General features: G+C 67.7%; 27 protein-coding genes and 2 tRNA genes. 19 read left to right on the plus strand and 10 right to left on the minus strand.

Annotated elements, in window-relative coordinates; genetic code table 11:
• Positions 1–49 precede the first annotated feature (49 nt).
• The gene (gene cutA / locus AB0K18_RS48010; protein ID WP_364929153.1) at positions 50–361 is read left to right on the plus strand and encodes a divalent-cation tolerance protein CutA; all 312 of its coding nucleotides are present in this window, start codon (positions 50–52) and stop codon (positions 359–361) included.
• On the opposite strand, the gene AB0K18_RS48015 is transcribed toward cutA, so the two are convergent.
• Positions 327–1,754, minus strand: a complete 1,428-nt coding sequence (locus AB0K18_RS48015; protein WP_364929155.1) for a helix-turn-helix transcriptional regulator — start codon at positions 1,752–1,754, stop codon at positions 327–329. The genes cutA and AB0K18_RS48015 overlap by 35 nt on opposite strands.
• A gap of 592 nt (positions 1,755–2,346) precedes the next feature.
• Between AB0K18_RS48015 and AB0K18_RS48020 the strand changes: the two genes are divergently transcribed.
• The 10 genes from AB0K18_RS48020 to AB0K18_RS48065 all read left to right on the plus strand — a co-directional run bounded on the left by AB0K18_RS48020 (position 2,347) and on the right by AB0K18_RS48065 (position 8,202).
• Positions 2,347–3,000 carry a hypothetical protein gene (locus AB0K18_RS48020; protein WP_364929158.1) on the plus strand — a complete coding sequence of 218 codons (654 nt, stop codon included), beginning with the start codon at positions 2,347–2,349 and terminating at the stop codon, positions 2,998–3,000.
• A 315-nt stretch (positions 3,001–3,315) separates the two neighbouring features.
• The gene (locus AB0K18_RS48025) at positions 3,316–3,675 is read left to right on the plus strand and encodes a hypothetical protein (protein ID WP_364929161.1); all 360 of its coding nucleotides are present in this window, start codon (positions 3,316–3,318) and stop codon (positions 3,673–3,675) included.
• Positions 3,676–3,678: 3 nt separating this feature from the next.
• On the plus strand, positions 3,679–3,870 hold the full coding sequence (locus AB0K18_RS48030) for a hypothetical protein (RefSeq protein ID WP_364929163.1): 192 nt from the start codon (positions 3,679–3,681) through the stop codon (positions 3,868–3,870).
• A 7-nt stretch (positions 3,871–3,877) separates the two neighbouring features.
• On the plus strand, positions 3,878–4,009 hold the full coding sequence (locus AB0K18_RS48035) for a hypothetical protein (RefSeq protein WP_364929166.1): 132 nt from the start codon (positions 3,878–3,880) through the stop codon (positions 4,007–4,009).
• A 44-nt stretch (positions 4,010–4,053) separates the two neighbouring features.
• On the plus strand, positions 4,054–4,242 hold the full coding sequence (locus tag AB0K18_RS48040; RefSeq protein WP_364929169.1) for a hypothetical protein: 189 nt from the start codon (positions 4,054–4,056) through the stop codon (positions 4,240–4,242).
• A gap of 32 nt (positions 4,243–4,274) precedes the next feature.
• The gene (locus AB0K18_RS48045; RefSeq protein WP_364929172.1) at positions 4,275–4,613 is read left to right on the plus strand and encodes a hypothetical protein; all 339 of its coding nucleotides are present in this window, start codon (positions 4,275–4,277) and stop codon (positions 4,611–4,613) included.
• A 47-nt stretch (positions 4,614–4,660) separates the two neighbouring features.
• Positions 4,661–6,436, plus strand: a complete 1,776-nt coding sequence (locus AB0K18_RS48050; protein WP_364929174.1) for a cell division protein FtsK — start codon at positions 4,661–4,663, stop codon at positions 6,434–6,436.
• A gap of 101 nt (positions 6,437–6,537) precedes the next feature.
• Positions 6,538–6,762, plus strand: a complete 225-nt coding sequence (locus AB0K18_RS48055; protein WP_364929177.1) for a helix-turn-helix domain-containing protein — start codon at positions 6,538–6,540, stop codon at positions 6,760–6,762.
• A 101-nt stretch (positions 6,763–6,863) separates the two neighbouring features.
• The gene (locus AB0K18_RS48060; RefSeq protein ID WP_106240258.1) at positions 6,864–7,016 is read left to right on the plus strand and encodes a ribbon-helix-helix domain-containing protein; all 153 of its coding nucleotides are present in this window, start codon (positions 6,864–6,866) and stop codon (positions 7,014–7,016) included.
• 4 nt (positions 7,017–7,020) lie between these two features.
• The gene (locus AB0K18_RS48065; RefSeq protein ID WP_364929179.1) at positions 7,021–8,202 is read left to right on the plus strand and encodes a site-specific integrase; all 1,182 of its coding nucleotides are present in this window, start codon (positions 7,021–7,023) and stop codon (positions 8,200–8,202) included.
• A 102-nt stretch (positions 8,203–8,304) separates the two neighbouring features.
• Here AB0K18_RS48065 and AB0K18_RS48070 read toward each other — a convergent pair.
• The 7 genes from AB0K18_RS48070 to galU form a co-directional block, all read right to left on the minus strand.
• A tRNA-Ala gene (locus AB0K18_RS48070) sits at positions 8,305–8,381 on the minus strand.
• Between the two features lie 49 nt (positions 8,382–8,430).
• Positions 8,431–9,015 carry a hypothetical protein gene (locus tag AB0K18_RS48075; protein ID WP_364929182.1) on the minus strand — a complete coding sequence of 195 codons (585 nt, stop codon included), beginning with the start codon at positions 9,013–9,015 and terminating at the stop codon, positions 8,431–8,433.
• Positions 9,016–9,142: 127 nt separating this feature from the next.
• On the minus strand, positions 9,143–9,796 hold the full coding sequence (locus AB0K18_RS48080; RefSeq protein ID WP_364929246.1) for a GNAT family protein: 654 nt from the start codon (positions 9,794–9,796) through the stop codon (positions 9,143–9,145).
• A 51-nt stretch (positions 9,797–9,847) separates the two neighbouring features.
• Positions 9,848–10,324, minus strand: coding sequence for a MogA/MoaB family molybdenum cofactor biosynthesis protein (locus tag AB0K18_RS48085; RefSeq protein WP_364929249.1), 477 nt, complete (start codon positions 10,322–10,324; stop codon positions 9,848–9,850).
• Positions 10,324–10,800: a cyclic pyranopterin monophosphate synthase MoaC gene (moaC, locus tag AB0K18_RS48090; RefSeq protein ID WP_364565083.1), complete on the minus strand. Its 477-nt coding sequence runs from the start codon at positions 10,798–10,800 to the stop codon at positions 10,324–10,326. Before moaC ends, AB0K18_RS48085 begins: the two co-directional genes overlap by 1 nt.
• A complete protein-coding gene (glp, locus tag AB0K18_RS48095) occupies positions 10,797–11,984 on the minus strand; it encodes a gephyrin-like molybdotransferase Glp (RefSeq protein ID WP_364929185.1) in 1,188 nt (395 codons plus the stop codon). Before glp ends, moaC begins: the two co-directional genes overlap by 4 nt.
• Positions 11,971–12,873 (minus strand): UTP--glucose-1-phosphate uridylyltransferase GalU, encoded by a 903-nt coding sequence (galU, locus tag AB0K18_RS48100; protein ID WP_364929188.1) that lies wholly within the window; start codon positions 12,871–12,873, stop codon positions 11,971–11,973. Before galU ends, glp begins: the two co-directional genes overlap by 14 nt.
• Positions 12,874–12,898: 25 nt before the next feature.
• Here galU and AB0K18_RS48105 point away from each other — a divergent pair, with 25 nt between their 5' ends.
• The 6 genes from AB0K18_RS48105 to mscL all read left to right on the plus strand — a co-directional run bounded on the left by AB0K18_RS48105 (position 12,899) and on the right by mscL (position 17,737).
• Positions 12,899–13,468: a 5-formyltetrahydrofolate cyclo-ligase gene (locus AB0K18_RS48105; RefSeq protein WP_364929191.1), complete on the plus strand. Its 570-nt coding sequence runs from the start codon at positions 12,899–12,901 to the stop codon at positions 13,466–13,468.
• Between the two features lie 25 nt (positions 13,469–13,493).
• The gene (locus AB0K18_RS48110; protein ID WP_364929194.1) at positions 13,494–14,999 is read left to right on the plus strand and encodes a potassium/proton antiporter; all 1,506 of its coding nucleotides are present in this window, start codon (positions 13,494–13,496) and stop codon (positions 14,997–14,999) included.
• 69 nt (positions 15,000–15,068) lie between these two features.
• Positions 15,069–15,386 carry an FmdB family zinc ribbon protein gene (locus tag AB0K18_RS48115; RefSeq protein WP_364929197.1) on the plus strand — a complete coding sequence of 106 codons (318 nt, stop codon included), beginning with the start codon at positions 15,069–15,071 and terminating at the stop codon, positions 15,384–15,386.
• A 535-nt stretch (positions 15,387–15,921) separates the two neighbouring features.
• Positions 15,922–16,728, plus strand: a complete 807-nt coding sequence (locus AB0K18_RS48120) for an S-methyl-5'-thioadenosine phosphorylase (protein WP_364929199.1) — start codon at positions 15,922–15,924, stop codon at positions 16,726–16,728.
• Positions 16,725–17,315, plus strand: coding sequence for a flagellar biosynthesis protein FlgA (locus tag AB0K18_RS48125; protein WP_364929202.1), 591 nt, complete (start codon positions 16,725–16,727; stop codon positions 17,313–17,315). The genes AB0K18_RS48120 and AB0K18_RS48125 overlap by 4 nt, the downstream gene beginning before the upstream one ends.
• A gap of 23 nt (positions 17,316–17,338) precedes the next feature.
• Complete coding sequence (gene mscL, locus AB0K18_RS48130) at positions 17,339–17,737, plus strand: large conductance mechanosensitive channel protein MscL (RefSeq protein WP_345390512.1); 399 nt, start codon at positions 17,339–17,341, stop codon at positions 17,735–17,737.
• A 2-nt stretch (positions 17,738–17,739) separates the two neighbouring features.
• Here the strand turns inward: mscL and AB0K18_RS48135 are convergent, their stop codons facing one another.
• A complete protein-coding gene (locus tag AB0K18_RS48135) occupies positions 17,740–18,684 on the minus strand; it encodes a D-alanyl-D-alanine carboxypeptidase family protein (protein ID WP_364929206.1) in 945 nt (314 codons plus the stop codon).
• 1,022 nt (positions 18,685–19,706) lie between these two features.
• Here AB0K18_RS48135 and AB0K18_RS48140 point away from each other — a divergent pair.
• Positions 19,707–19,779, plus strand: a tRNA-Arg gene (locus AB0K18_RS48140).
• Positions 19,780–20,601: 822 nt separating this feature from the next.
• The gene (locus tag AB0K18_RS48145) at positions 20,602–20,784 is read left to right on the plus strand and encodes a hypothetical protein (protein WP_364929209.1); all 183 of its coding nucleotides are present in this window, start codon (positions 20,602–20,604) and stop codon (positions 20,782–20,784) included.
• Between the two features lie 18 nt (positions 20,785–20,802).
• Here AB0K18_RS48145 and AB0K18_RS48150 read toward each other — a convergent pair whose 3' ends face one another.
• Positions 20,803–21,285, minus strand: a complete 483-nt coding sequence (locus tag AB0K18_RS48150; protein WP_364929211.1) for a DUF6461 domain-containing protein — start codon at positions 21,283–21,285, stop codon at positions 20,803–20,805.
• Between the last annotated feature and the right edge of the window lie 22 nt (positions 21,286–21,307).

Genomic DNA, 21,307 nt, shown 5'->3' on the forward strand with positions numbered 1-21,307 from the left:
CCACCCTCGACTCAAGGGGAACTGAGTTATAATGGATTACCTACAGGTCATGACCACCGTGCCGAGCGCTGACGAGGGCGCTGCTCTGGCGCGTAGCATCACCTCGCAACGGCTCGCCGCTGGCGTACAGATCATCGGGCCGATTCGGTCCGTGTACTGGTGGCGAGGCTCATTACGTGACGAGCAGGAATGGCAGTTGGTCATCAAGACGACGCGTGCCCTGCTCGACGCGCTTGAGAACCACATCAAAGCCAACCACAGTTATGAGACACCAGAAATCATCGCAACTGAAATCGCCGCAGGAAACGACGACTACCTTAGCTGGATCAGCGCGGAGACGCAGAGAACTGACGCTTCGTAACAGCCAATTCTTCCAGGAAGGCGCGGACTAGTGGTTGAGTCTGCCAGCGCCTGAGCGCTTCTCCGAGAACGATGAATCGTGGCAGCCAAATGCCGGATTCCGTCTCGCGAATGACGGTGAGACCTTCCCTAGCTGCTCTTGCCGCCTCTTGTACTGAGCCATGGACGATATGGGCCGTGGCAATGTCGCCAAGAATGATGCCTGCCCGTTTCCTCTCCACCTCGGACAGTCGTGATATAACCGCATGCGCAACCGCCTCAGCCTCGTTCAGTTGGCCGATCTGTGCGTAGGTGGAGATGGCGAAGGAGTCGAACCGATCCCGGTCCAGGAACCGAGTCCATACGCGGTCCTCCTCCGGGTCAGCGATGTTGAACGCTTCGCGTGCCGCCTCCCATGACTGAAGGGCTGCGTCGCTTTCTCCGAGTGCGGCGCTTTCTTCCGCGTGTCTGGCGGCAAGCCATGATGTGGTTCCCGGGGAGGTGTCCTTGGGCAGGTGCTGTAGAGCCGTTGTCAGGAGGGCTCGGGCTCTTCCGTGGTTACCCTTGCCGCTCGGAATGTAGCTTCTGTATCCGAATGCACACGCGATGATTGCTGGATCGTCGGCTTCTTTCGACGCCTTCTCGGCGGTATCGTAGAAGTTCCGTGCCGCCGAGATGTTGCCGAGGTCCGTTGCGATCCAACCGGCAAGCACGCTGCTTTCGCCGGCGACCACGATCAAGCGTCTACGAAGCTCGTCCTTGGGGTCCGCAGCTGTGCCGTTCAGGATGGTGCCGACCTCATTCAGGTGGGCCGCCAAGCCCTTGAAGATCGTGTGGGCAGGGAGCATCTCTTCGAGGCGGTGGAATCCGGCGGCTCTCGCTTCCATCTCCCGGACGACGGCTTCGTCAATGGCGCTGGGCCTGGACAGAGCGAAGGCTACTTTCTCCCATGCCTCACTTTGAGCCAGAGCTGACTGGGCACCGAGTTGTCCGACCATGGCCAGTAGTTCGCGGCGCTTCAACGGCTCGCCCCTTTTCCCGATCGCTTCAGCGAAGAGCTGCAAGTCGAATGTGTCCGTGGGGATCTGCACCCCATCGCTGACGACTCGCACACCGCCCCCGCCACCGGAGGACGCCAAGCCCAGATGGCGTCGCAAGTGGCCAGGCATGCCCAAACCATCAGCAAACGACTCAAATGTATGCTTTGCGGTCGGGACGCGCTTGCCGCTCTTGTACTCGCTGACGCGCCCTTGAGGGATTCCGGTGAGGTTCGAGATCTGGCCCTGGGTGATGCCGTACTTGGTCAGGATGCGGATAACGCCGCCGAGATCACGCTGTTTGCAGACATCTTCCACGTCCTGACGTGCGAAAACAGTCTCAAGGACATGGCGAACTCGCTCTTGGTCCATCGTCATGGCGGCGTTCCGTTCCCCTGGTAGCGCTGCCTTCCGGGAGTAGTGGAGCTGTTCTTAGTCCATCACACCGTGAGATCTCACGGTGAGATTATGCGGAACCGCTTTGCTTGGAAACCTCACATCAGTCCGTGGCGCAGGTCAGAGCTGATCTGAGTAGTTTCGAAGATCCGCATTTGTCTGGCTTCCGCCATCCATTGATCGGTGAACCGATTGCGGGAGGCCGGCACATGACTCCGGAGCAAGAGACGCCTCGTCTCGCTCCCATCACCGCCGTTGCCGTGGCTGTCCGGCTGCAACGAGAGCTGGCCGCCCATGGGATCACAACCGATGTGAACGACGGCTACGGGCTGGCCGTGGTGTCGGTTTCACGCGGCCTGGTCGTGTGGACGAACGGAGATCTCTTTTGGTGGTGTTCAGGCTGGAACGATCGACGAGATCGCCCCATCTACGCCTGGCACCCATCGGCAGAGCCGCAGAGAGCAGCCAGGCGCATCGCCGCGCGCATCGGAGACTTGCGATCTGCCCCGGCTAAGCACTCCCAGCCCACCCCGGCCCCGTCCGGCGAGATGCCACTCCAGAGGGGCGGTCTGGCGTGAGCGGCTACTCGACGATCCCGTACACCATCGCGTTCGCCAACGAGCTGGTGAACGACCCGATCGGGTTCGTACCGCATGCGGGCAGATTGCGACTGGCCTACCTGCCATCACGTCCCGGCGACTGGGTGAGCCTGCACGCGGCGAAAGTGCGCAGCGAGGGCGGCATCCTGCGAGCCCGTACCCGCGACCTTCGTGACCATCCAGCCACGCGTGGCACGGAGCGCATGCGCAAGCTGAACACGCGCAGGCAGTGGAGGTGCATGGACAAGCTGCTGTGCCAGGTGTGCGGCACCCCAGCGACCGATTCCGCGTCGGGTCTGATCCCGTGGCCGCTGACCAAGACGGTGTTCGAGCGCACCGGGCTGCACAGCGGACGCACCAACGCCCCGCCGACCTGCTGGCGGTGCATTCCGAAGGCGCTGGAGGAGTGCCCCATGTTGCGTGAGGACTTCACCGTCTTCACCGTGACCGCGGCCCGCAGTGTCGGCGTGCTGGCGGACCTGTACCGTCCCGGGCTGCTCAACACGGTCATGCCCACGGCTCACAACGTGTTCGTTGCCTGGGATGACTTCCAGCACCACCCCTATGCGCTCGCCACCGCTCAGGTCGTCGAGCTGCACGGAATGGAGCCCGTGCCGGATCAACCCTGAGGGAGGCCCCACAGACGCGCGACGGTGCGGTTGACCGGCTCGCTCACACCTTGCCCCGCGTCCTGCGTCGTCGCGTCAACGCCCCCGGCAGAGTCTTCTGCGCTCGCGCGAGCGCCAGTTCCCAAGGGCTCTGTCGGGGGTCTCTTCATGGACGCGTGCCGTGAGCTGGGGGTTATCTCACCACGGGATTTGATCCATCTCATCGCCGAATGTTTTTGATCTCATTGCATGATCACATCGCGCGATGGGTTCACCCCTTCCCCGGAACCTACCTTCACCTCGTAGGTCACCGGAAACGGAAGGGATGTGATCTAGATGAGCCCAGCTCAGCACCACCACCGCCGCGAACTGATCAGCGGATTGTGCGCCCTGGCGGCGTTCCTGGACAGCCACCCGCAGGTGCCCGTTCCCAGATACGGACCCGTCCGGGTGTCGGTACACACCAACTACGACACCGACGCCTCCACCGAGGCTGAGGCGATCACCGAAGTCGGGCGCATCGCCGCCCTGCTGGGCACCACGCCCATAGCCGAGAACGGGCACCACGTCGCCGGCATCACCTTCGGCAGCGTCCGCTACGAAGCCGTCCTCATCACCCAAGCCGCGATCGAGCGCCGCGCCGCGCGCGACTCCTACCGCGACGCGATCGCCCTCGACGAGATCGAGGGGGCGTGAGCAGTGGACATCGGACTGTTCGTCGTGTTCCTGGCCCTGGCCCTGTCGGTCGCCACGCTGGCGCTGTTCGTGGTGGCGGTCGCCGTGATCCGTGCCGAGGACCGCCGCCACGCCCCCACCGGAGCCCTGAGCCGCCGCCTGCTGGGCACCTACGCCCACCGCGGCCGGCCGACCGCCTATGCCGGGAGGAGGTGAAGCCTTGATGCGCACGTTCCCGTTCCTGCCTGGCCGGTGCCCGTGCGGCGCCCCCGCAACGCCCGGCAACCAGCGGTGCCGCAAGTGCCGCGCCCGCTGGCGCTGGCACCGCCGCAAGTCCCGCCACGACGGCATCTGACCCCCACCACCTATCGAACCCGTCTGCGAGAGGAGGTGAAGCCCATGACCGTCACCGTCCCGCTGGTGCTCGTGTTCGGCGCGCTGGTGTTCATCGCCTGGCGCTACCTGGGACTGCGCTGGTGGCACGCGCTGATCACGCTGCTGTTCGGCTTCCTACTGGCCGCCACCACACTCGCACCCGACATCCGCGCCATCATGCGCGCCGCATTGAGCTGGCTCACCAGCCACTGACCCCCGTCCCCGACCGAAGGACGTGATGCCTGATGACCCACCGCCACCCCTACCCGCACACCGATCTCCAGGAGGTAGCCCACCGCAACACCACCGCCGCCCAACTCCTGACGGCGCTCACCCCGACCTCTCCGCCATCCGTCCGGGCGTACGTGATCGCAGCGCTCGACGACATCGAGACCCTAATTGACGAGGTCACCGGCCTACGCGCGGAGCTGACCAGCATCCGCCACCAGCGCGCCAACCTGCTCGCCGCCATCCGCGCCACCCTGGCGGCCGACCACGACGGCGACGACGACCCCCTGTACTACGTGCGCGACGAGTTGCACGCCCAGACCCACTCCGACCAGACGGCCGGTGAGAGCCGATGAGCCGGCACCGCGCCTCACGCCACGAGATACGCCGCAACGCACGCCGGATGCGACGCTACGGCGTCCAGCCCGTCGCCGGCATTGAAGACCTGGAGTTCGCACCCCTGGCCATCGCCAGTATCGCCCGTCTGGCCTGGCGATACCGCTCCGAACTCGCCCCACTCACCATGGCCACGTCCCTCCTGATCGCAAGCCTCGCCATGCGGCACTGGTTCCCCGAATGGTGGCCCACCCTGATCATCGCCACTGTCATCGTGGCGGGCGCGCTGGCCATCGGGGGCCGGTGGGTCAACCTGCCACGCCCGATCGAACGCGGCTACGCCGCCGCCACCACGGCGTTCGCCGGAACCTGGCTCGCCCTGGCAACCCACTTCGGCCCGTTCACGAACCCCCTGCCCGCCGTCCTGGGCATCGGCACCATCGTGCTGGCCGTGCCCTGGTGGGCGCACCGCCGCAGGCGTGCCCGCGTACGGGTGGAGCGCACACTGGCCGCCTGGCCGGACATCGCCCAAGCCGTCGGCCTGGCCGGGTCCCGCATCCAATCGGCCATGGTGGACCTGTGGGGCTACCGCTTCCGCCTCGGACTCGGAGTCGGCCAGACCGTCGAAGACGCCATCAACGCCGTCCCCCGCCTGGAATCGGCACTCGGCACCACACGCGGCGGCATCCGCGTTCAGCCCGTGGCCAGCAAGAAGGCCAACCGCGCCGATGTCCGGGTGATCGAGACCGACCCGCACGCCAACGCCATCACCTGGCCAGGCCCGTCCATCACCTCCATCACCCAACCCACCAAGCTCGGACTGTTCGAGGACGGAGCACCCGTACGCGTCCCCCTGCTCAGACGACACGCCCTGTTCGCGGGCATGTCGGGGGCCGGCAAGTCCGGTGGCGTCAACGTCCTGCTCGGCGACCTGACCGCCTGCCAGGACGTGATCCTGTGGGCCGTCGACCTCAAACGCGGCATGGAGCTGCTGCCCTGGGCATCGTGCATCGGCCGCATCGCCACCACCCCACAGGAAGCAGAGACCCTGCTCGCCGATGCCGTCGTCATCCTCGACGGCCGCGCCGACGACCTCACCAGGCGAGGCGAACGCGTGTGGGAGCCATCACCGGACAGACCGGCGCTGATCATCGTCATCGACGAATACGCCGAACTGGCCAGCGAAGCCCCACGCGCGATCGACTACGCCGACTCCATCGCCCGGCGTGGCCGAGCGCCTGCGGTCAACCTAATAGCCGCCACCCAACGCCCGTCCAAGGACGCGATGGGCAAGAGCGCGGTCCGCTCCCAAATGGACGTCCGGCTGTGCTTCCGCGTCCGGGAAGCCCGCGATGGGGATCTCGTCCTGGGACAGGGCATGGTCAAGGCCGGATGGCACCCGCACAAGCTGGACGCCCCCGGCAAGTTCCTGATCAGCTCCCCGGAACACGACATCCCCCGCCGCGCCCGCAGCTACCTGCTCGACGACGAGGGCGTACAGGCCACCGCCGAACAGCACGCGCAGCACCGCCCACCCCTCGACGAGATATCGGCCCAAGCCCTGGAACGCGCGGCTGAGATGCCCCCCATACCAGCTCAGCCCACCGCCCGACCGTCGCCCCGACATGCGCGCGACAGCACCGTACGGACTGCTGAGGAGATACTCACAGCCACGCTGAGACAGGCCCCGAGCGACGGCGTGAGCATCGGCGATCTCATGCGTGAGACCGGCATGCGCCGTACGTGGGTCTACCAACGCCTCCAGGACCTGAGCCGTGCCCGTCAGGTCGAGCAGGTCTCTCGGGGCCGCTGGCGAGCCCTCCCAGAGGTGCACGATCCGTAATCGTCCGCGTCCGCCGTCCGCGTCCGTCCGCGCGTCTGCGCGTGTAGAGGGCGTGACAGGCGCGGACGGACGAACGGACGGACAATCACACGCCGTTACCGATGACCGTGAGGGAGCCGCACAAGCCGACGACCGAGAGGGGGATGCACATGCAGGCGTACACCGTCGAACAAGTCGCGGAGATGCTGAGCGTCGGACGTGACAAGGTCTACTTCCTTCTCCGCACCGGCCAGCTCAAGAGCATCAAGATCGGCAAGCTGCGCCGGATCACCGATCGCCACCTTGCCGAGTTCGTCTCTTCGCTGGAGGCCATGGACGAGGCGTAGAGCAGCGTGCTACAACGTTCTACAGAGTCGGGTTGTGCGGCACCACCGCACAACCCGGCGAGCGCCTCTTGATAACTGCATGACACGAAAGGAAGCCGTCTATGACGAGCGACCGAACGACCCTGCCTCCCGTACGCGTGGACACGGAACTCAAAGACCGTCTCCGCAAGTACGCCGAGTCGCAGGAGCGAGATGTGTCGTGGGTGATCAGGAAGGCGATCGAGGAGTACCTCAACCGTCACGAGAAGGGGTGATCCCTTGGCCAAGATCCTGATCGGCAAGTACGAAGCGACCATCTATCCCGAGGGCGACGGCTTCACCGGAGCCATCTCCCTCGGATTCGGCCCCGACGGCAAACGCCAGCGCCTCAAGCGCAAGGGCAGAACCAAGGCCGTGGTCAAAGACAAGCTGATCAAGGCCGTCAAAGCGCTTGAGTCCGGCGTCACCGCGTCGGAGACCTACACCGTGTGCGATGCCGTCAACGACTGGCTGAGCAAGGGCCTCAAGGGCCGATCCGAGAAGACCGTCACCAAGCTACGCACCCTCGCCGAGACGCACGTCATCCCTGGGCTTGGCAAGATCAAGCTCCAGCAACTACGCGCGGATCACGTGGACGAATGGCTTGACCGGCTCGCCGGCAAACTGGCCACCACCACCTTGCGGGAGACCCACGGCGTACTGAAGCGGGCTATCCGGCAAGCTCAGGCACGCGACATGGTGCTCAGAAATGTTGCTGACCTGGTCACCACGCCCACGGGCACGAACGGACGGCCGAGCAAGGCACTCACCCGGCAACAAGCCGAAGCGGTGCTCAATGCAGCCAAGCCGTCCGAACTCCACGCCTACGTGGTGATCAGCCTCACGACAGGTATCCGCACCGAGGAAGCTCGGGCACTGCGCTGGGATCACGTTGTGGCGTGGGTTCCCAAGCTCAAGTCCTGGCAGCCGGTGACCGAGGCGGGGTTCAAGTACACGAAGTTCGCCATCTTCGTATGGCGCTCCGAGCGCGAAGGAGGAGACACCAAGACCCGTAAGTCCAGGCGCACGCTAGAACTGCCCAAGCTGGCAGCTCAGGCACTCCGGCAGCACCACGTCAGCCAAGCCGCCCAGAAGCTCAAGATCGGTGAGGCATGGCAGGATCACAACCTGGTGTTCTGCACGAGTGTCGGCACCCCACTGGACGCCTCGAACGTACGACGGGCATTCCGGAAGATCACCAAGGCAGCGGGACTCGGAACCACTTGGAGTCCCCGAGAACTGCGTCACTCGTTCGTCTCGATCATGAGTGACCAAGGCGTACCCATCGAGACCATCGCCGATCTCGTCGGGCACGCGGGCACCAGCGTCACAGAAGCGGTCTACCGGCACCAGCTACGGCCAGTGATCACCAAGGGTGCCGACACGATGAACACCATCTTCGGCGACAGCCGACACGGGTAGAGAGTCCGAGTGAGATGGCTCCCCGATTGGCTCCCATCGACTTCCAGACATGAGAAAAGGGCCCCTGGATTGCTCCAGAGACCCTTCTCACCTGCAACTTCCTGGTGGAGATGAGGGGATTCGAACCCCTGACCCCTTCGATGCGAACGAAGTGCGCTACCGGACTGCGCTACATCCCCAAGGACTCGACTAGATTAGCAAACTCCAGAGAGTCCTCGCGCCACCGTTTCAGTCGCCCACCGCCCGCTTGGGTGGTTCGGCGTACTGGTCGAAGAGGACGTCGGCGTGCATCGGCGTGAAGTCGATGACTTCGGCCTCCGCCTCGGCGGCGGCGCGGCGCTGCTCGCGTAGCCGCCGGCGGCGCTCAGCGCGCGCCTGGCGGGCGCGTTCGCGGCGTTCCCTGTCCACCTGTACGGCGATGCGCAGAAACGCCATGTACGTCAGCGTGACGACGACGGACGGCGCCACCCCCCACCACGGCATCATCTGGACCGCGGCCGTCACGATGGAGGCCAGCACCAGCAGCGCGGTGAAGAAGAGCAGGCGGCGCCGGCGGGCGACGATGATGGCGCGGCGCCGGAGCCGGAACTGGCGGACGTCGACCTTCTCGATCTCGACCGGCGGTGTGCCGTCGTCCTCATCGGGATCGGATGGGGCCAGGTTGTCGAGATCGGGCAGTTGGTGCTCGCCGGTGTAATACTCTTCGAGCTCGGCCAGCTCGGCGAGATTTGTCTTGTCTCTGCGCAGCCACATCGGAATCAGGACGCAGAGCCACATGATGACGATGGCGAGATAGAGGAGGACGGGGCTCACGACCACCACCTCCGGGCAGCACAAAGACGCGGTTGTGCTCGTCGCGCCTTGAATGTGCTCACGTCACGCACCGTAAGACCGCGTGTCACTGATTGACGAGCATTCGGTGCGGTGTGTCGCGAGATCGTCAAACCTCTTCGACGGAGGACCCCCCGTGAGCCGCTGACTCACGCGCGCGACGCCATTGCACGAGCAGCCCGCCGGGAACGTCCTCGACGGTCAACGCGTAGCAAATGTGGTCGCGCCAGGCTCCGTCGATGTGGAGTTGGCGCCGCCGAATGCCTTCTTCCCTGAAACCGAGCTTCTCAACCACCCTACGGCTGGCGTGATTCTCGGGGCGGATGTTCGCTTCGAGCCGATGCAATCCGGTGGTGAAAAAGCAGTGGTCAACGGCCATCGCGAGGGCGGTGGGCGTGATGCCGCGACCCGCCAGAGCCCCGTCGATCCAGTAGCCGACCTGGGCAGAACGGGCGGATCCCCACACGATGGCGCCGACGGTGAGCTGGCCCGCGAAACGCCCGTTGTACGTCACCACCCACGGCAGCGCCAGCCCCTGCCTGGCCTCGCGCCGCAGGGTGCCGACCATGGAGACGTAGGGGCCGAGACCGGTCCTGAACAGGGGCGTCTCGGGGTTGCTCGGCTCCCACGGGCGCAGCCAGTCGGCATTGCGCACTCGCGTCTCGCGCCATACGCGTACGTCGCCCAACCGTAGCGGCCGGAGGCCTACCGGACCTTCGTTGAGTGTCGCCGGCCAGCCACGAAGTCGATCCACATCTCTCATCATCCCCCTATCGGGCACGATGTCGCCACGGGGTGACCGGCCGAATCCCGGTCAGCGCGGATGATCACCGCCGCGGATCTGGTCGACGGCGTGGCGGAGAATGGGCGCGAGTACGGCGACGCCATCGCGTACGCCGCCGGAGGATCCGGGCAAATTAATGATCAAGGTTTCCCCTGCCTGTCCGGCCAATCCGCGCGAGAGGATCGAGGTCGGCACCTTCTCGCGATTAGCCTGACGAATTGCCTCCGCTATACCGGGAATTTCCCGAGAAATCACCCGAGCGGTCATCTCCGGCGTCAGATCCATCGGCGTCAACCCGGTGCCCCCGGTGGTCACGATGACGTCATAACCCCCCGCGACCCCGTCACGCAGCGCAGCCTCCACCGGCTCGCCGTCGGGCACCACCACGGGCCCCTCGACCTCGCAGCCGACCTCGTCACGCAGCAACGACGCCAGCAACGGCCCGGATTTATCCGCATAAATCCCGGCCGACGCCCGGTTCGACACCGTGATCACCAAGGCGCGCATCATGCCCCGTCCCGCGTCCACCGGCCGGTCTTGCCGCCGAGCTTCTCCTCCACCCGCACGTCGGTGATCACCGCGCCGGGATCGACCGCCTTGACCATGTCGATCAGCGCGAGCGCCGCCACGGACACCGCGGTCAGCGCCTCCATCTCCACGCCCGTGCGGTCGGCGGTCTTCACCCGGCACGTGATGGCCACGCCCCAGTCCTCGACGTCGAGCGTCACCTTCACGCCGTGCAGCGCGATGGGATGGCAGAGCGGGATCAGATCGGGCGTACGTTTCGCCCCCATGATCCCGGCGATCCTGGCCACGCCCAGCGCGTCGCCCTTGGGCACCTCGCCCGACCGCAGCAGCGCCACCGTCTCGGCCGTCAGCAGCACGCGTCCGCTGGCGACGGCCGTACGGGCGGAGACGTCCTTGGCAGAGACGTCGACCATGCGGGCGGCGCCGGTCTCGTCGATGTGGGTCAGCTCGCTCACAGCCTGATCACCTCCACCGAGGACCCCGCGTCGACCTCGGTCACGTCTTCCGGCACCACGATCAGCGCGTTCGCCGCGGCCAGCGCGGCGAGCTGGTGGGAGCCCTGCCCGTGGGCGGGCGCCACCGTGCCGTCGTCGGCGAGGACACCGCGCAGATAGGACCGCCGCCCGGACGGCGACCGCAGCGGCCCCGCCGTGCGCGCGGTCAGTGTGCGGGGCATGCCGCCGGGCAGACCGCGCATCTTGTCGAGAGCCGGGCGGACGAACAGCATGAACGACACGAAGGACGACACCGGGTTGCCCGGCAGGGCGAAGATCGGCACCTGGTCCTCCCCCAGCACGCCGAAGCCCTGCGGCATGCCCGGCTGCATGGCCACCTTCTCGAAGCGGACGGTGCCGAGCGGCGCCAGGGCCTCCTTGACGGGCTCGTACGCACCCATCGACACCCCGCCGCTGGTGATGATCGCGTCGGCGCGTACGAGATGGGTGTCGAGCCGGTCGAGCAGGATGCCCGGATCGTCCCCGACCGAGCCGGCGCGGAAGCCGTCGGCTCCGGCCTGGCGTACGGCGGCGGTGAGGGTGTAGCTGTTGGAGTCCCAGATCTGGCCGGGCGCGAGCGTGCCGCCCGGCTCGACCAGCTCCGCGCCCGTCGAGATGACGACCACGCGCGGACGCGGCCGCGCCCGCACCCGCCGCCGCCCCACCCCGGCGATGATGCCGAGCTGGGCGGGGCCGATCATGGTGCCGGCCTTGAGCACGACCTCGCCGGCCTGTACGTCCTCACCCGCCCGCCGCACGGCGTTGCCGAGCTCGGCGGCGCGGTCGATGCGTACGGAGACCGTGCCCCCGTCCGTCCACTCCACCGGCACCACCGCGTCGGCGCCCGCCGGCAGCGGGGCACCGGTCATGATGCGCACGCTGTGGCCTGGCCCGACGGCCCGCAGCTCCAGCGACCCCGCCGCGACGTCGTCGATCACCGGCAGCGTCACGGGCGCGCGCGCGACGTCCTCGGCCCGCACCGCGTAGCCGTCCATGGCCGAGTTGTCGAAGGGCGGCAGCGGCACCGGCGAGGAGATGTCCTCGGCCAGCGTCGTGCCGAGCGCCTGCTCCAGTTCGAGCTCAAGGGGGGCCAGCGGACGTACAGTGGCCAGGATCTCGGCCAGATGCGCGTCAACTGATTTCATCGAGGAACTCCCGCAGCCACGGCACGAACTCCGGCGCCAGATCCTCCCGGTCCGCCGCGAACTTCACCACCGTCCGCAGATAGTCGAGCTTGTCGCCCGTGTCGTAGCGGCGTCCCCTGAACAGCACGCCGTGCACGGGACCGCCCTCGTCGCGGCCGCGCTGGGCCAGCGTACGCAGCGCGTCGGTGAGCTGGATCTCCCCGCCGCGCCCGGGGGGCGTGTTCTCCAGGACCTCGAAGACCGCGGGGTCGATGACGTAACGGCCGATGATCGCCCAGTTGGACGGCGCCTCGTCGGCCGGCGGCTTCTCGACGAGGTCGGTCACGCGGACGACGTCGTCCTCGGCGGTGGCCTCGATGGTCGCCACGCCGTACAGCGAGACCGACTCCTTGGGCACCTCCATCAGCGCGATCACGCTTCCGCCGAACGTGTCGCGCACCTCGATCATGCGGCGCAGCAGGTTGTCGCGATAGTCGATGAGGTCGTCGCCGAGCAGGCAGGCGAACGGGTGGTCGCCCACGTGGTGCTTGGCGCACAGCACGGCGTGGCCGAGCCCCTTGGGCTCGCCTTGGCGTACGTAGTGCAGCGTGGCCAGCGAGGCCGGCTCGCGGACCTGGGACAACCGGTGCTCGTCGCCCTTCGCCTCCAGCGCCTCCTCCAGCTCGAAGGCCCGGTCGAAGTGGTCTTCGATCGAGCGCTTGTTCTTGCCGGTGACCATGAGAACGTCGAGCAGCCCGGCGGAGGCGGCCTCCTCGACGACATACTGGATCGCGGGCTTGTCGACGATGGGCAGCATCTCTTTGGGTGTCGCCTTGGTCGCCGGAAGGAACCGGGTGCCCAGACCCGCGGCGGGCACGACGGCTTTCGTCACAGGGTCGAAGTCAGCCATGAGTTAGACCCTAGTGGAGGGATCTGTGGACAAGTTGAACCTCCGTCGCGAGCTGAACGCGGCGCGTATCGCACTCTCCCCCGATCAAGTGCGGGCAAACGCCATCAAGGTCCGCGAAACGCTGCTCGAACAACCGTGGGCGCAGATGGCCGGTCTGGTGGCCTGCTACTGGTCAACGGGGTCGGAGCCGGAGACGCACGGACTGGTGTTCGCTCTCTGGAAACATGGCGCCACCGTCATCCTGCCGGTCCTGCGTGCCGACAACGACCTGGATTGGGCGGTGTACGACGGGCCCGACACGCTCGCGCCAGGCCGCTACGGGATCATGGAGCCGGTCGACACGCGGCGCGGCGTCGACGCCGTACGCACCGCCGCCCTCGTCATCGTCCCCGCCCTGGCCGTCGACCGCGTCACCGGCGTCCGCCTGGGGCGGGGCGGCGGCTCGTACGACCGCGCGCTCGCCCGCGTCGGCCCCAACGTCCCGACCGTGGCGCTGCTGCACGACGGTGAGCTGATCGACGGCGTCCCGCACGAGCCCCACGACCAGCGCGTACGCTACGCCGCCACCCCCTCGGGCATCACTAGGCTGATGTGACGGCGGTGCAGGAGGAGGGGGTCAGATGACGCTTGACGTCTCGCTCCTCCTCGGCGCCGCCGTCGTCATCGCGGCCATCGCGTCCGTACGGCTGGTGCACCGCACCGGCCTGCCCAGCCTCCTGGTCTTCCTCGGTTTCGGACTGGCCCTGGGGCTCTCCGGGATCGGTTTCCCCACCGAGAACCCGCAGGTCGCCCAGCAGATCGGCCTGTGGGCGCTGGCGGTGATCCTCGCCGAGGGCGGGCTCACCACCAACTGGTCGCATGTACGCCGTTCCGTCCCGTTGGCCCTGGTACTGGCCACCGTGGGCGTGGCGGTGAGCATCCTCATCGTCGCGTTCGTCATCCAGGGGCCGCTCGGCTTCGACGTACGGACCGCGCTGATCGTCGGCGCGGTCCTCGCCTCCACCGACGCCGCCGCCGTCTTCTCCGTGCTGCGCAGGCTGCCGCTGCCGCCGCGCCTGGGCGGCGTCCTGGAGGCGGAGTCCGGCTTCAACGACGCGCCGACGGTCATCGCGGTCGTCCTGCTCACCGGCGCTTCACAAACGTCAGCGGGCCTTGGAACGTTCCTCCTCGAGACGGCTCTGGAACTCGTCATCGGCGCGGCGGTCGGGCTCGCCGTCGGGCCCGCCGGCGCGTACGCGCTGCGCCACGTCGCCCTGCCCGCCTCCGGCCTGTACCCCATCGCCGTCCTGGCCCTGACCTTCGTCTCGTACGGCGGCGCCGTCCTCCTGCACGGCTCCGGTTTCCTGGCCGTCTACCTCGCCGGGCTCATCCTCGGCAACTCGCACCTCCCCCACCGCGCCGCGACCAGGAGCTTCGCGGAAGGGGCCGCGTGGCTGGCGCAGATCGGGCTGTTCGTCATGCTCGGCATGCTGGCCCACATCGAGGAGCTGCCGTCGGCCGTCGTACCCGGCCTGATCACCGGCACCGTCCTCGCGCTCGTCGCCCGCCCGCTGTCCGTCGCCGTCTCCTCGCTGCTCGCCCGGCTGCTGCGGCTGGACCGGGTGACCTGGCGCGAGCAGGCGTTCCTGTCGTGGGCCGGCCTGCGGGGCGCCGTGCCGATCGTCCTCGCGACCATCCCCTGGGCGGCCGGCATCGAGGGCTCCAAGGAAATCTTCAACCAGGTCTTCGTGATCGTCATCGTGTTCACCCTGCTCCAGGGGCCGACCCTGCCGTACGCGGCGCGGCTGCTCGGGGTGAGCGCCCCCGCCGAGGCGCACGACCTGTCCGTCGAGTCGGCTCCCCTCGAGGAGCTGCACGCCGACCTGCTGCAGGTCAAGATCCCCCCGGAGTCGCTGCTGCACGGGGTCGAGGTCTTCGAGCTGCGGCTGCCCGCCGGCGCCGCCGTGACGCTCGTCGTACGGGACGGCCGATCGTTCGTCCCCACCGGCTCCACCCGCCTGCGTACCGACGACCAGCTCCTCATCGTCGCCACCGCCGCCTGCCGCGACCAGGTCGAACGCCGCCTGCGCGCGGTCAACCGCCGCGGCAAGCTGGCCGGCTGGTACGGAGAGCGGGGGCTGGAATAGGTGTTTGGACCTATCGGTTACCATTAGCAGTCGCATCGCTCGAGTGCCAAAGCTTGTAAGGAGGAGCGCGTGCCGACTTATCAGTACGCCTGCAACGACTGCGGTGAGCAGCTCGAGGTGGTCCAGAAGTTCACAGACGATGCGTTGACGGTCTGCCCTAGCTGCCAGGGGAACCTGCGGAAGGTGTTCTCCGCGGTCGGCATCGTGTTCAAGGGCTCGGGCTTCTACCGGACCGACAACCGCTCGTCCTCGACGTCCTCTTCTTCCTCGCCCTCTTCTTCGTCTTCCTCGCCGAAGTCCGGGGAGAGCAAGTCGTCGTCATCGGACTCGGGGTCGTCCAGCTCGTCCTCGACCAGCTCCCCCGCTCCCGCCGCCGCTTCCAGCTGATCGCCGCAGGTCAGCTGGCCCGCCGTCGCCCGCTTCCCCTGCCGGCCGCAGGCCAGCTGGCCCGCCGTCGCCCGCTTCCCCTGCCGGCCGCAGGCCAGCTGGCCCGCCGTCGCCCGCTTCCTTGGCCGGTCGCAGGTCAGCTGAACCTGAACCTCCGCGCTTGATCCCCCGCGGCGTGGTCTGCCCGCGCCCGGTCGCTCGCTCGCGCCCGATCACTTGCCCGAGCCTGGCCGCCTACCTCTGCCTGGTGGCTTGCCCGCCTCCGGTCACTTATCCGTGCACTGGGGCGGAACCCGCTCGTTCGCCCTGAAGCCGCGGCACCGGTCGCGCACGCCTGCATATACACGCCTGCATATAGACGTACCGGTCGCGCACGCCCGCATATACGGTCGAGCACGCCCACATCTGGATGCACCAGTCGCGCACACCCCGCACATTCTTCGCGCCAGCCAGCAAATTCGCCCTGCGGCCGCGTTATCCACAGAACCCCGTTCGGGTTCCATCACCGCCGGCCACTGCGGCTACTCTCAGCGCCATGGTCACTCGCGCAGACATCGGCGTCATCGGCGGTTCCGGCTTCTACTCCCTGCTCGACGATGCGGAGGAGGTCGAGCTCGCCACCCCCTACGGCCCCCCGAGCGACGTCGTCACCATCGGACGCATCGGCTCCCGCACGGTGGCGTTCATCCCCCGCCACGGCAGAGATCACCGTTTCCCGCCCCACCGCATCCCCTACCGCGCCAACCTGTGGGCGCTGCGCTCCCTCGGCGTCCGTCAGGTGCTGGCGCCCAGCGCCGTAGGGTCACTCAAGGCCGAATACGGCCCCGGCACTCTCGTGGTCCCCGACCAGCTCGTCGACCGCACCTCCGGCCGCGCACAGACTTACTACGACATCGACGGTGCCGTCCACGTCTCGTTCGCCGACCCCTACTGCCCGTCGGGCCGCGCGGTCGCCGTACAGACCGCCCGTTCCGGCGGCTGGGAGACCGTCGACGGCGGCACGCTGGTCGTCATCGAGGGCCCGCGCTTCTCCACGCGCGCCGAGTCGCAGTGGTACGCCGCCAACGGCTGGTCCATCGTCGGCATGACCGGCTTCCCCGAGGCGATCCTGGCCCGCGAGCTGGCCCTCTGCTACACCTCCGTCTCCCTGGTGACCGACCACGACGCAGGCGTCGAGGCCGGCCAGGGCGTCACCCACGACGAGGTCCTCGAGTTCTTCGCCCAAAACGTCACGCGCATGCGCACCCTGATCGCCCAGACCGTCGAGTCGCTGCCCGAAGAGCGCACGTGCTCCTGCGGCCAGGCGCTCGACGGCATCAAGCTCCCGTTCGAGCTGCCGTGATCGGAGCCTGGCTGTCCCGCTACGGCCGTCGCCGCCGCCTCATCGCGGCGGCGCTCGCCGCCGTCTCCGTCGTGACCGCCTACCTCGCCACCCGCCCGGCGCCCGCCGCCCCCACGGTCCTGGTGGCCGTACGCGACCTGCGCCCGGGCCCGCTCAGCGCCGCCGACTTCCGCCCCGCCGCCCTCGACCCCCCGCCTGCCGGAGCCGTACGCACCCTCCCCCGAGGCCAGACCCTGGCCACCCCCATGCGCCGCGGCGAACCGCTGACCGACGTCCGCCTCCTGTCCACCTACCCGCTGCCACCCGGCCTGGTGGCGACCCCGGTACGCATCGCCGACCCCGCCACGGCCTCCCTCCTGGCCCCCGGCTCGACCATCACCGTCCTGGCCGCCCACGACCAGACGGCGCCGGCCCGCGAGATCGCCACGGACACCACGGTGATCACCATCCCGAAACCGGCCCGCTCAAGCGCGTCCCAGGAAGGCGCCCTCCTCGTCCTGGCCACCACCCCGTCCCAGGCCGCCGAACTGGCGACGGCCCAGGCCCACGCCCGCCTGTCGATTACCCTGCGCACTAACTCAGGGTAATCATTCGGATACGATTCCCTGCCATGACAGGTTTCCGGAAGTTCCTCATGCAGGGCAACGTCATCGACCTGGCGGTGGCGGTCATCATCGGGGCGGCGTTCAACGCGATCGTGCAGTCGTTCGTGGCCGACCTGCTCACGCCGCTGATCTCGGCGTTCGGCGGGCTGCCCGACTTCTCCTCGCTCAAGGTCACGGTCGGCCAGTCCAACTTCATGTACGGCAACTTCATCAACGCGGTCGTGTCGTTCCTGATGGTCGCCGCGGTGGTCTACTTCCTGATCGTGAAGCCGTACACCCACGTCAGGGAGCGCAACGCCGCCAAGATCGAGGCCACGACGCGCGACTGCCCCGAGTGCCTGTCGGAGATCCCCAAGGCCGCCTCCCGCTGCGCCTTCTGCAGCGCCGACGTGCCCGTGATCTGACGTCAGAGCAGGGTGTCGATCTTGGGGTCGTACTCCCAGTGCCACGGCTCGAACGGGCTGCTGTAGGCCCAGGAAGGATGGAACCACCCATACCGCTTGGAGTTCTTCTCCATCCACACGAACTCCGCCGACCCCGACCTCTCCACCCCTCCACAGAGGTCCACGGCCAGCCCGAGCCCGTGGTTGCTCCGCCCCGGCACCGCCGCGAACCCGGGCCGCCGGTAATAGACCGACTGCTGCTCGGCGAGGCTCCGGTACGCGTCCGTCACGCACATCGGCTTGCCGAACCGCCGCCGGTAGGCCTCGTTGAGGCTGACGAACGCGATGGTGGCGTCCGCCCGGAGACTGTGCCCCTTCTGCTGGAGCGGGCAGAGCATGCTCTGGGGGATGAGCCCGTTCGGATAGTGGTCGGCGTTGGCCGCCTTGAGCGGGTTGCACCCCAGGGCCGCCCGCCCCACCTTGTCGATCTTGATGCCCAGCTTCACCAGCGCCGCGGTGAGCGACTTCACGATCTTGTCCGACCGCTGCCGCAACGTGTCCACCTCGGCGGCCAGCTGCGCCTCGGCCAGCAGGTTGCCGGCCCGCAGCTCCTGCGCCTCGGCGGCCAGCCGCTCGGCCTCCTGGTAGAGCGCGCTGGTCTGCTCGACGGCCCGCTGGCGTACCGAGACGATCTGGTTCGCGTCCATGAGCGCCCGCAGCGTCTTCTCATCCGCGCTGCCCGACACGAACGGAATGATCCCTCCCGCCAGCAGCGGCTGCTGGTAGAGCAGCTCGGCCATCTGCGACACGGGCTGCCGCATCACCGAAAGCCGGTTCTCGAGGCTCTGCAGGGCGGTCAGCTTGCTCTTGAGCGTCTTCTCGGAGGCCGCGATGTCGGCTCGCCGCTTCTCCAGGGCCTTGGTGGCGTCCTCCAGCTCCTTGGCGGACCGCTCGGCTTCCTTCCGCAACTCCGTCAGATTGGACGGATCGGGCTTCAGCCGCTCTTGCTTCACCTGCGCTTGGGCCTGCGCAGGCGTCTGCCCACCGGGCGTGAGGAGAGAAGCCACCGCCATGACGACCGCGATCAGACCCGCTGATCGAGGGGCTGGCACGTTCGACTCCTCCGTTTGCAAACTCGTTACCCGGGTCAGGCACGCACGTTACTACAGCCCCCCGAGTGCCCGGACCGAACTCCGAAGAGCTGTTATGAGACAAATAGCCCCCTTTGTACAGCCCTCCACCCACAAACCTCCCGAGAACGCACGGCCACCGCGTGGCCTCATGAGGAAGCGCGTGGCCTCATGAGGAAGTACGCCACCCCACCCGGGGAGGTTCACACCCCCGGCACCCAACTCTCCCCACCGGCCGCCTCCTCTTCCCGGCCATCACCGGACTCCCGAGCCCGCTGCTCACTCTCCCAATCCCGACACAAATCCCCCAACCACGTATCCACCCACTCCCCCGCACACCCACCCGGAGCCAACTCCACCTCCTGTTCCACAGCCGCCTCCTCCCGAGCCTCCTCAACAGGCCGCTCCGGCACCCGAGTCTCTGGCACAACCGGCGCAGCGACCTCCTCCCGCACCCGAACCCGCACAAGGCCCTCATACCTCCGCTCCGGCACCTCAGGAGCCGGCACCAGCCGCGGCTCCCACACCACAGCAGCACTGACCTTCCGGGCAGGCGGCGCAACCCACGGCACCTCCACCTCCAGCCCCTGCACCTCCCCCGCCAACAACCCACCCGCAAGAATCGCCGGCGCCAGCAACGCACCGAACAACACCACAGGCCGCCGCCGAGCCTGCGTTCTACGGACCTGAGCACCACGCCTACGAGTCACAGGCAGAAGCTATCCACCCCCGAACACCCCGATTCTGATCACTTGTCATGCCTTTACCGCAGCTCACAGCACCCATAACCAACGCCACCGAACTGATCGCCCCCTGACGTCGCACGCAGTGCCAGTCTTTCGCTAGGCTTACGAGAGTCCGCCTCCGTAGCTCAGGGGATAGAGCACCGCTCTCCTAAAGCGGGTGCCGCAGGTTCGAATCCTGCCGGGGGCACTCACCGAGATCGCCATATGCCCCCTGACCTGCGGTTTCACAGCCGCAGGTCTTTGGTTTTGCCACCCTCGATAGGCAGCGGGTAGCGCCCGTACGCAGCCGTACGACCATGATCAGGGGACATGCGGGAGATGATCTTGAAGACGTTTCCCCAGGTCAGCCCCCAGTTCCGCGTCATCCATGCAGCGACAACCCACTACGACCGCCTCCGCGCCGCGGGCGACGCAACCGTCGATCGTGCCAAATACGTGCGTACAACCCGGAACGGCAACCGTCCACCGCCATTGGGGACGTCGTCGCTCCCCTGGGCAACGCCCTGGCCGCGGACCACCGCCCACCTACGAGGGCACCGTCGGCAGCCTCCTCACCGAGGACACCGGCACGCTGTGGGAGCGCGTCCAGACGATAGAGCGACCCGTTCGTCGTGGAGGCCCTGTCAGCGGTCCGCTCGATGGAGGACTGAGCCGAGGCCACCCAGCGCATCGACTACCGCTTCGGCACCGACGAGGTCCGTCGCCGCCTCGACCGCCGCCCGGCTACACCCTGGGCGACGGGACGAGTGATCAGAGGCACATCGCGTCGATGACCGGCCCTGCCGCTTGTCATCAGCTCTGATGCGCGTTCAGGGCGCGGTGCGGCCGATGCGCTGCAGGCATCGCTTCATGATGACGACGACGGCTTTCTGATCGTCGGTGAGATGTCCCATGTAGGCGTGGCCCGCGACCGCGTCCGCGGATTCGGTGAGGTCGTCTGAACCGACCCGAAGTACGGGCCATCCTTGATGATCTGTCGCCTGGCAAGGCGGCTCCCATCCGCTATCTGATGACCGAGGCGGTGGTCCAGGGTTCGCAGCTGTCGCACCCCGCAGTGTCCGAGGCGCTGGAGTTCCGGCGCGGCGACGACGACGCCATCCGTCGGCGGGAGGTCCGCCGCCAGGTCGCCCTACTGCGCGACGAGGTGCACGAGAACCCGGCCCGGACTGGACACCGCGCCGTGCGGCTGTGAAGGTGCTGCCGAACCGGTTCAGTATGCGGTGGTCGCGTAACTGATCGGGAACGATGTCGTCGGGGAGCGGATTCTCGACGAGCAGGCGCGTGAGACCGCCACCCAGCAGCCACTCCTCCGTGAGGCGGGCACGGTGATGTGCTCCGCCGCCAGGAGCGTGGCGGCTTGGAGCCCGATGACGTCATCGGTGCCGACCGCGTCGATGACCGCGTCGGCGTCACCCGGAAGGCGGCCGGAGCCGGACGGGGAGGACGTCAGCCGGACAGCCGGCAACCGCCCGGCGGCGGCATAGGTGAGCCGGTCGTACCGGCCCCCGTCGAGCAGCACGTTCACCGCCCGCCCCCGGGCCGACAACGCCTTCAGCACTTCGGGTCGTGCGCCCTCGCACCCGTTCGGTTCGACGACCAGCGTCCAGTCGCCCATCGTCCCGGCCACCAGGCTGGGCAGGAGGCCGGGAATGTCCGCGTTGTACTGCTCGAGCTGGGCGTCTGCGAAGCTCACAGACTCAGCCGCGGCGAGGTCG

The organism is Nonomuraea sp. NPDC049421, from assembly GCF_040677005.1.
In the GTDB taxonomy this organism is placed as follows: domain Bacteria; phylum Actinomycetota; class Actinomycetes; order Streptosporangiales; family Streptosporangiaceae; genus Nonomuraea; species Nonomuraea salmonea.

What these genes read in the sequence shown, in the direction of transcription:
- cutA (WP_364929153.1), top strand. Translation starts at nt 50, where the DNA reads ATGACCACCGTGCCGAGCGCTGACGAGGGCGCTGCTCTGGCGCGTAGC.
- AB0K18_RS48015 (WP_364929155.1), bottom strand. Translation starts at nt 1,754, where the DNA reads ATGACGATGGACCAAGAGCGAGTTCGCCATGTCCTTGAGACTGTTTTC.
- AB0K18_RS48025 (WP_364929161.1), top strand. Translation starts at nt 3,316, where the DNA reads ATGAGCCCAGCTCAGCACCACCACCGCCGCGAACTGATCAGCGGATTG.
- AB0K18_RS48035 (WP_364929166.1), top strand. Translation starts at nt 3,878, where the DNA reads ATGCGCACGTTCCCGTTCCTGCCTGGCCGGTGCCCGTGCGGCGCCCCC.
- AB0K18_RS48040 (WP_364929169.1), top strand. Translation starts at nt 4,054, where the DNA reads ATGACCGTCACCGTCCCGCTGGTGCTCGTGTTCGGCGCGCTGGTGTTC.
- AB0K18_RS48045 (WP_364929172.1), top strand. Translation starts at nt 4,275, where the DNA reads ATGACCCACCGCCACCCCTACCCGCACACCGATCTCCAGGAGGTAGCC.
- AB0K18_RS48050 (WP_364929174.1), top strand. Translation starts at nt 4,661, where the DNA reads ATGCGACGCTACGGCGTCCAGCCCGTCGCCGGCATTGAAGACCTGGAG.
- AB0K18_RS48055 (WP_364929177.1), top strand. Translation starts at nt 6,538, where the DNA reads ATGACCGTGAGGGAGCCGCACAAGCCGACGACCGAGAGGGGGATGCAC.
- AB0K18_RS48060 (WP_106240258.1), top strand. Translation starts at nt 6,864, where the DNA reads ATGACGAGCGACCGAACGACCCTGCCTCCCGTACGCGTGGACACGGAA.
- AB0K18_RS48080 (WP_364929246.1), bottom strand. Translation starts at nt 9,796, where the DNA reads ATGAGAGATGTGGATCGACTTCGTGGCTGGCCGGCGACACTCAACGAA.
- AB0K18_RS48085 (WP_364929249.1), bottom strand. Translation starts at nt 10,324, where the DNA reads ATGCGCGCCTTGGTGATCACGGTGTCGAACCGGGCGTCGGCCGGGATT.
- glp (WP_364929185.1), bottom strand. Translation starts at nt 11,984, where the DNA reads ATGAAATCAGTTGACGCGCATCTGGCCGAGATCCTGGCCACTGTACGT.
- galU (WP_364929188.1), bottom strand. Translation starts at nt 12,873, where the DNA reads ATGGCTGACTTCGACCCTGTGACGAAAGCCGTCGTGCCCGCCGCGGGT.
- AB0K18_RS48110 (WP_364929194.1), top strand. Translation starts at nt 13,494, where the DNA reads ATGACGCTTGACGTCTCGCTCCTCCTCGGCGCCGCCGTCGTCATCGCG.
- AB0K18_RS48120 (WP_364929199.1), top strand. Translation starts at nt 15,922, where the DNA reads ATGGTCACTCGCGCAGACATCGGCGTCATCGGCGGTTCCGGCTTCTAC.
- mscL (WP_345390512.1), top strand. Translation starts at nt 17,339, where the DNA reads ATGACAGGTTTCCGGAAGTTCCTCATGCAGGGCAACGTCATCGACCTG.
- AB0K18_RS48145 (WP_364929209.1), top strand. Translation starts at nt 20,602, where the DNA reads ATGACCGAGGCGGTGGTCCAGGGTTCGCAGCTGTCGCACCCCGCAGTG.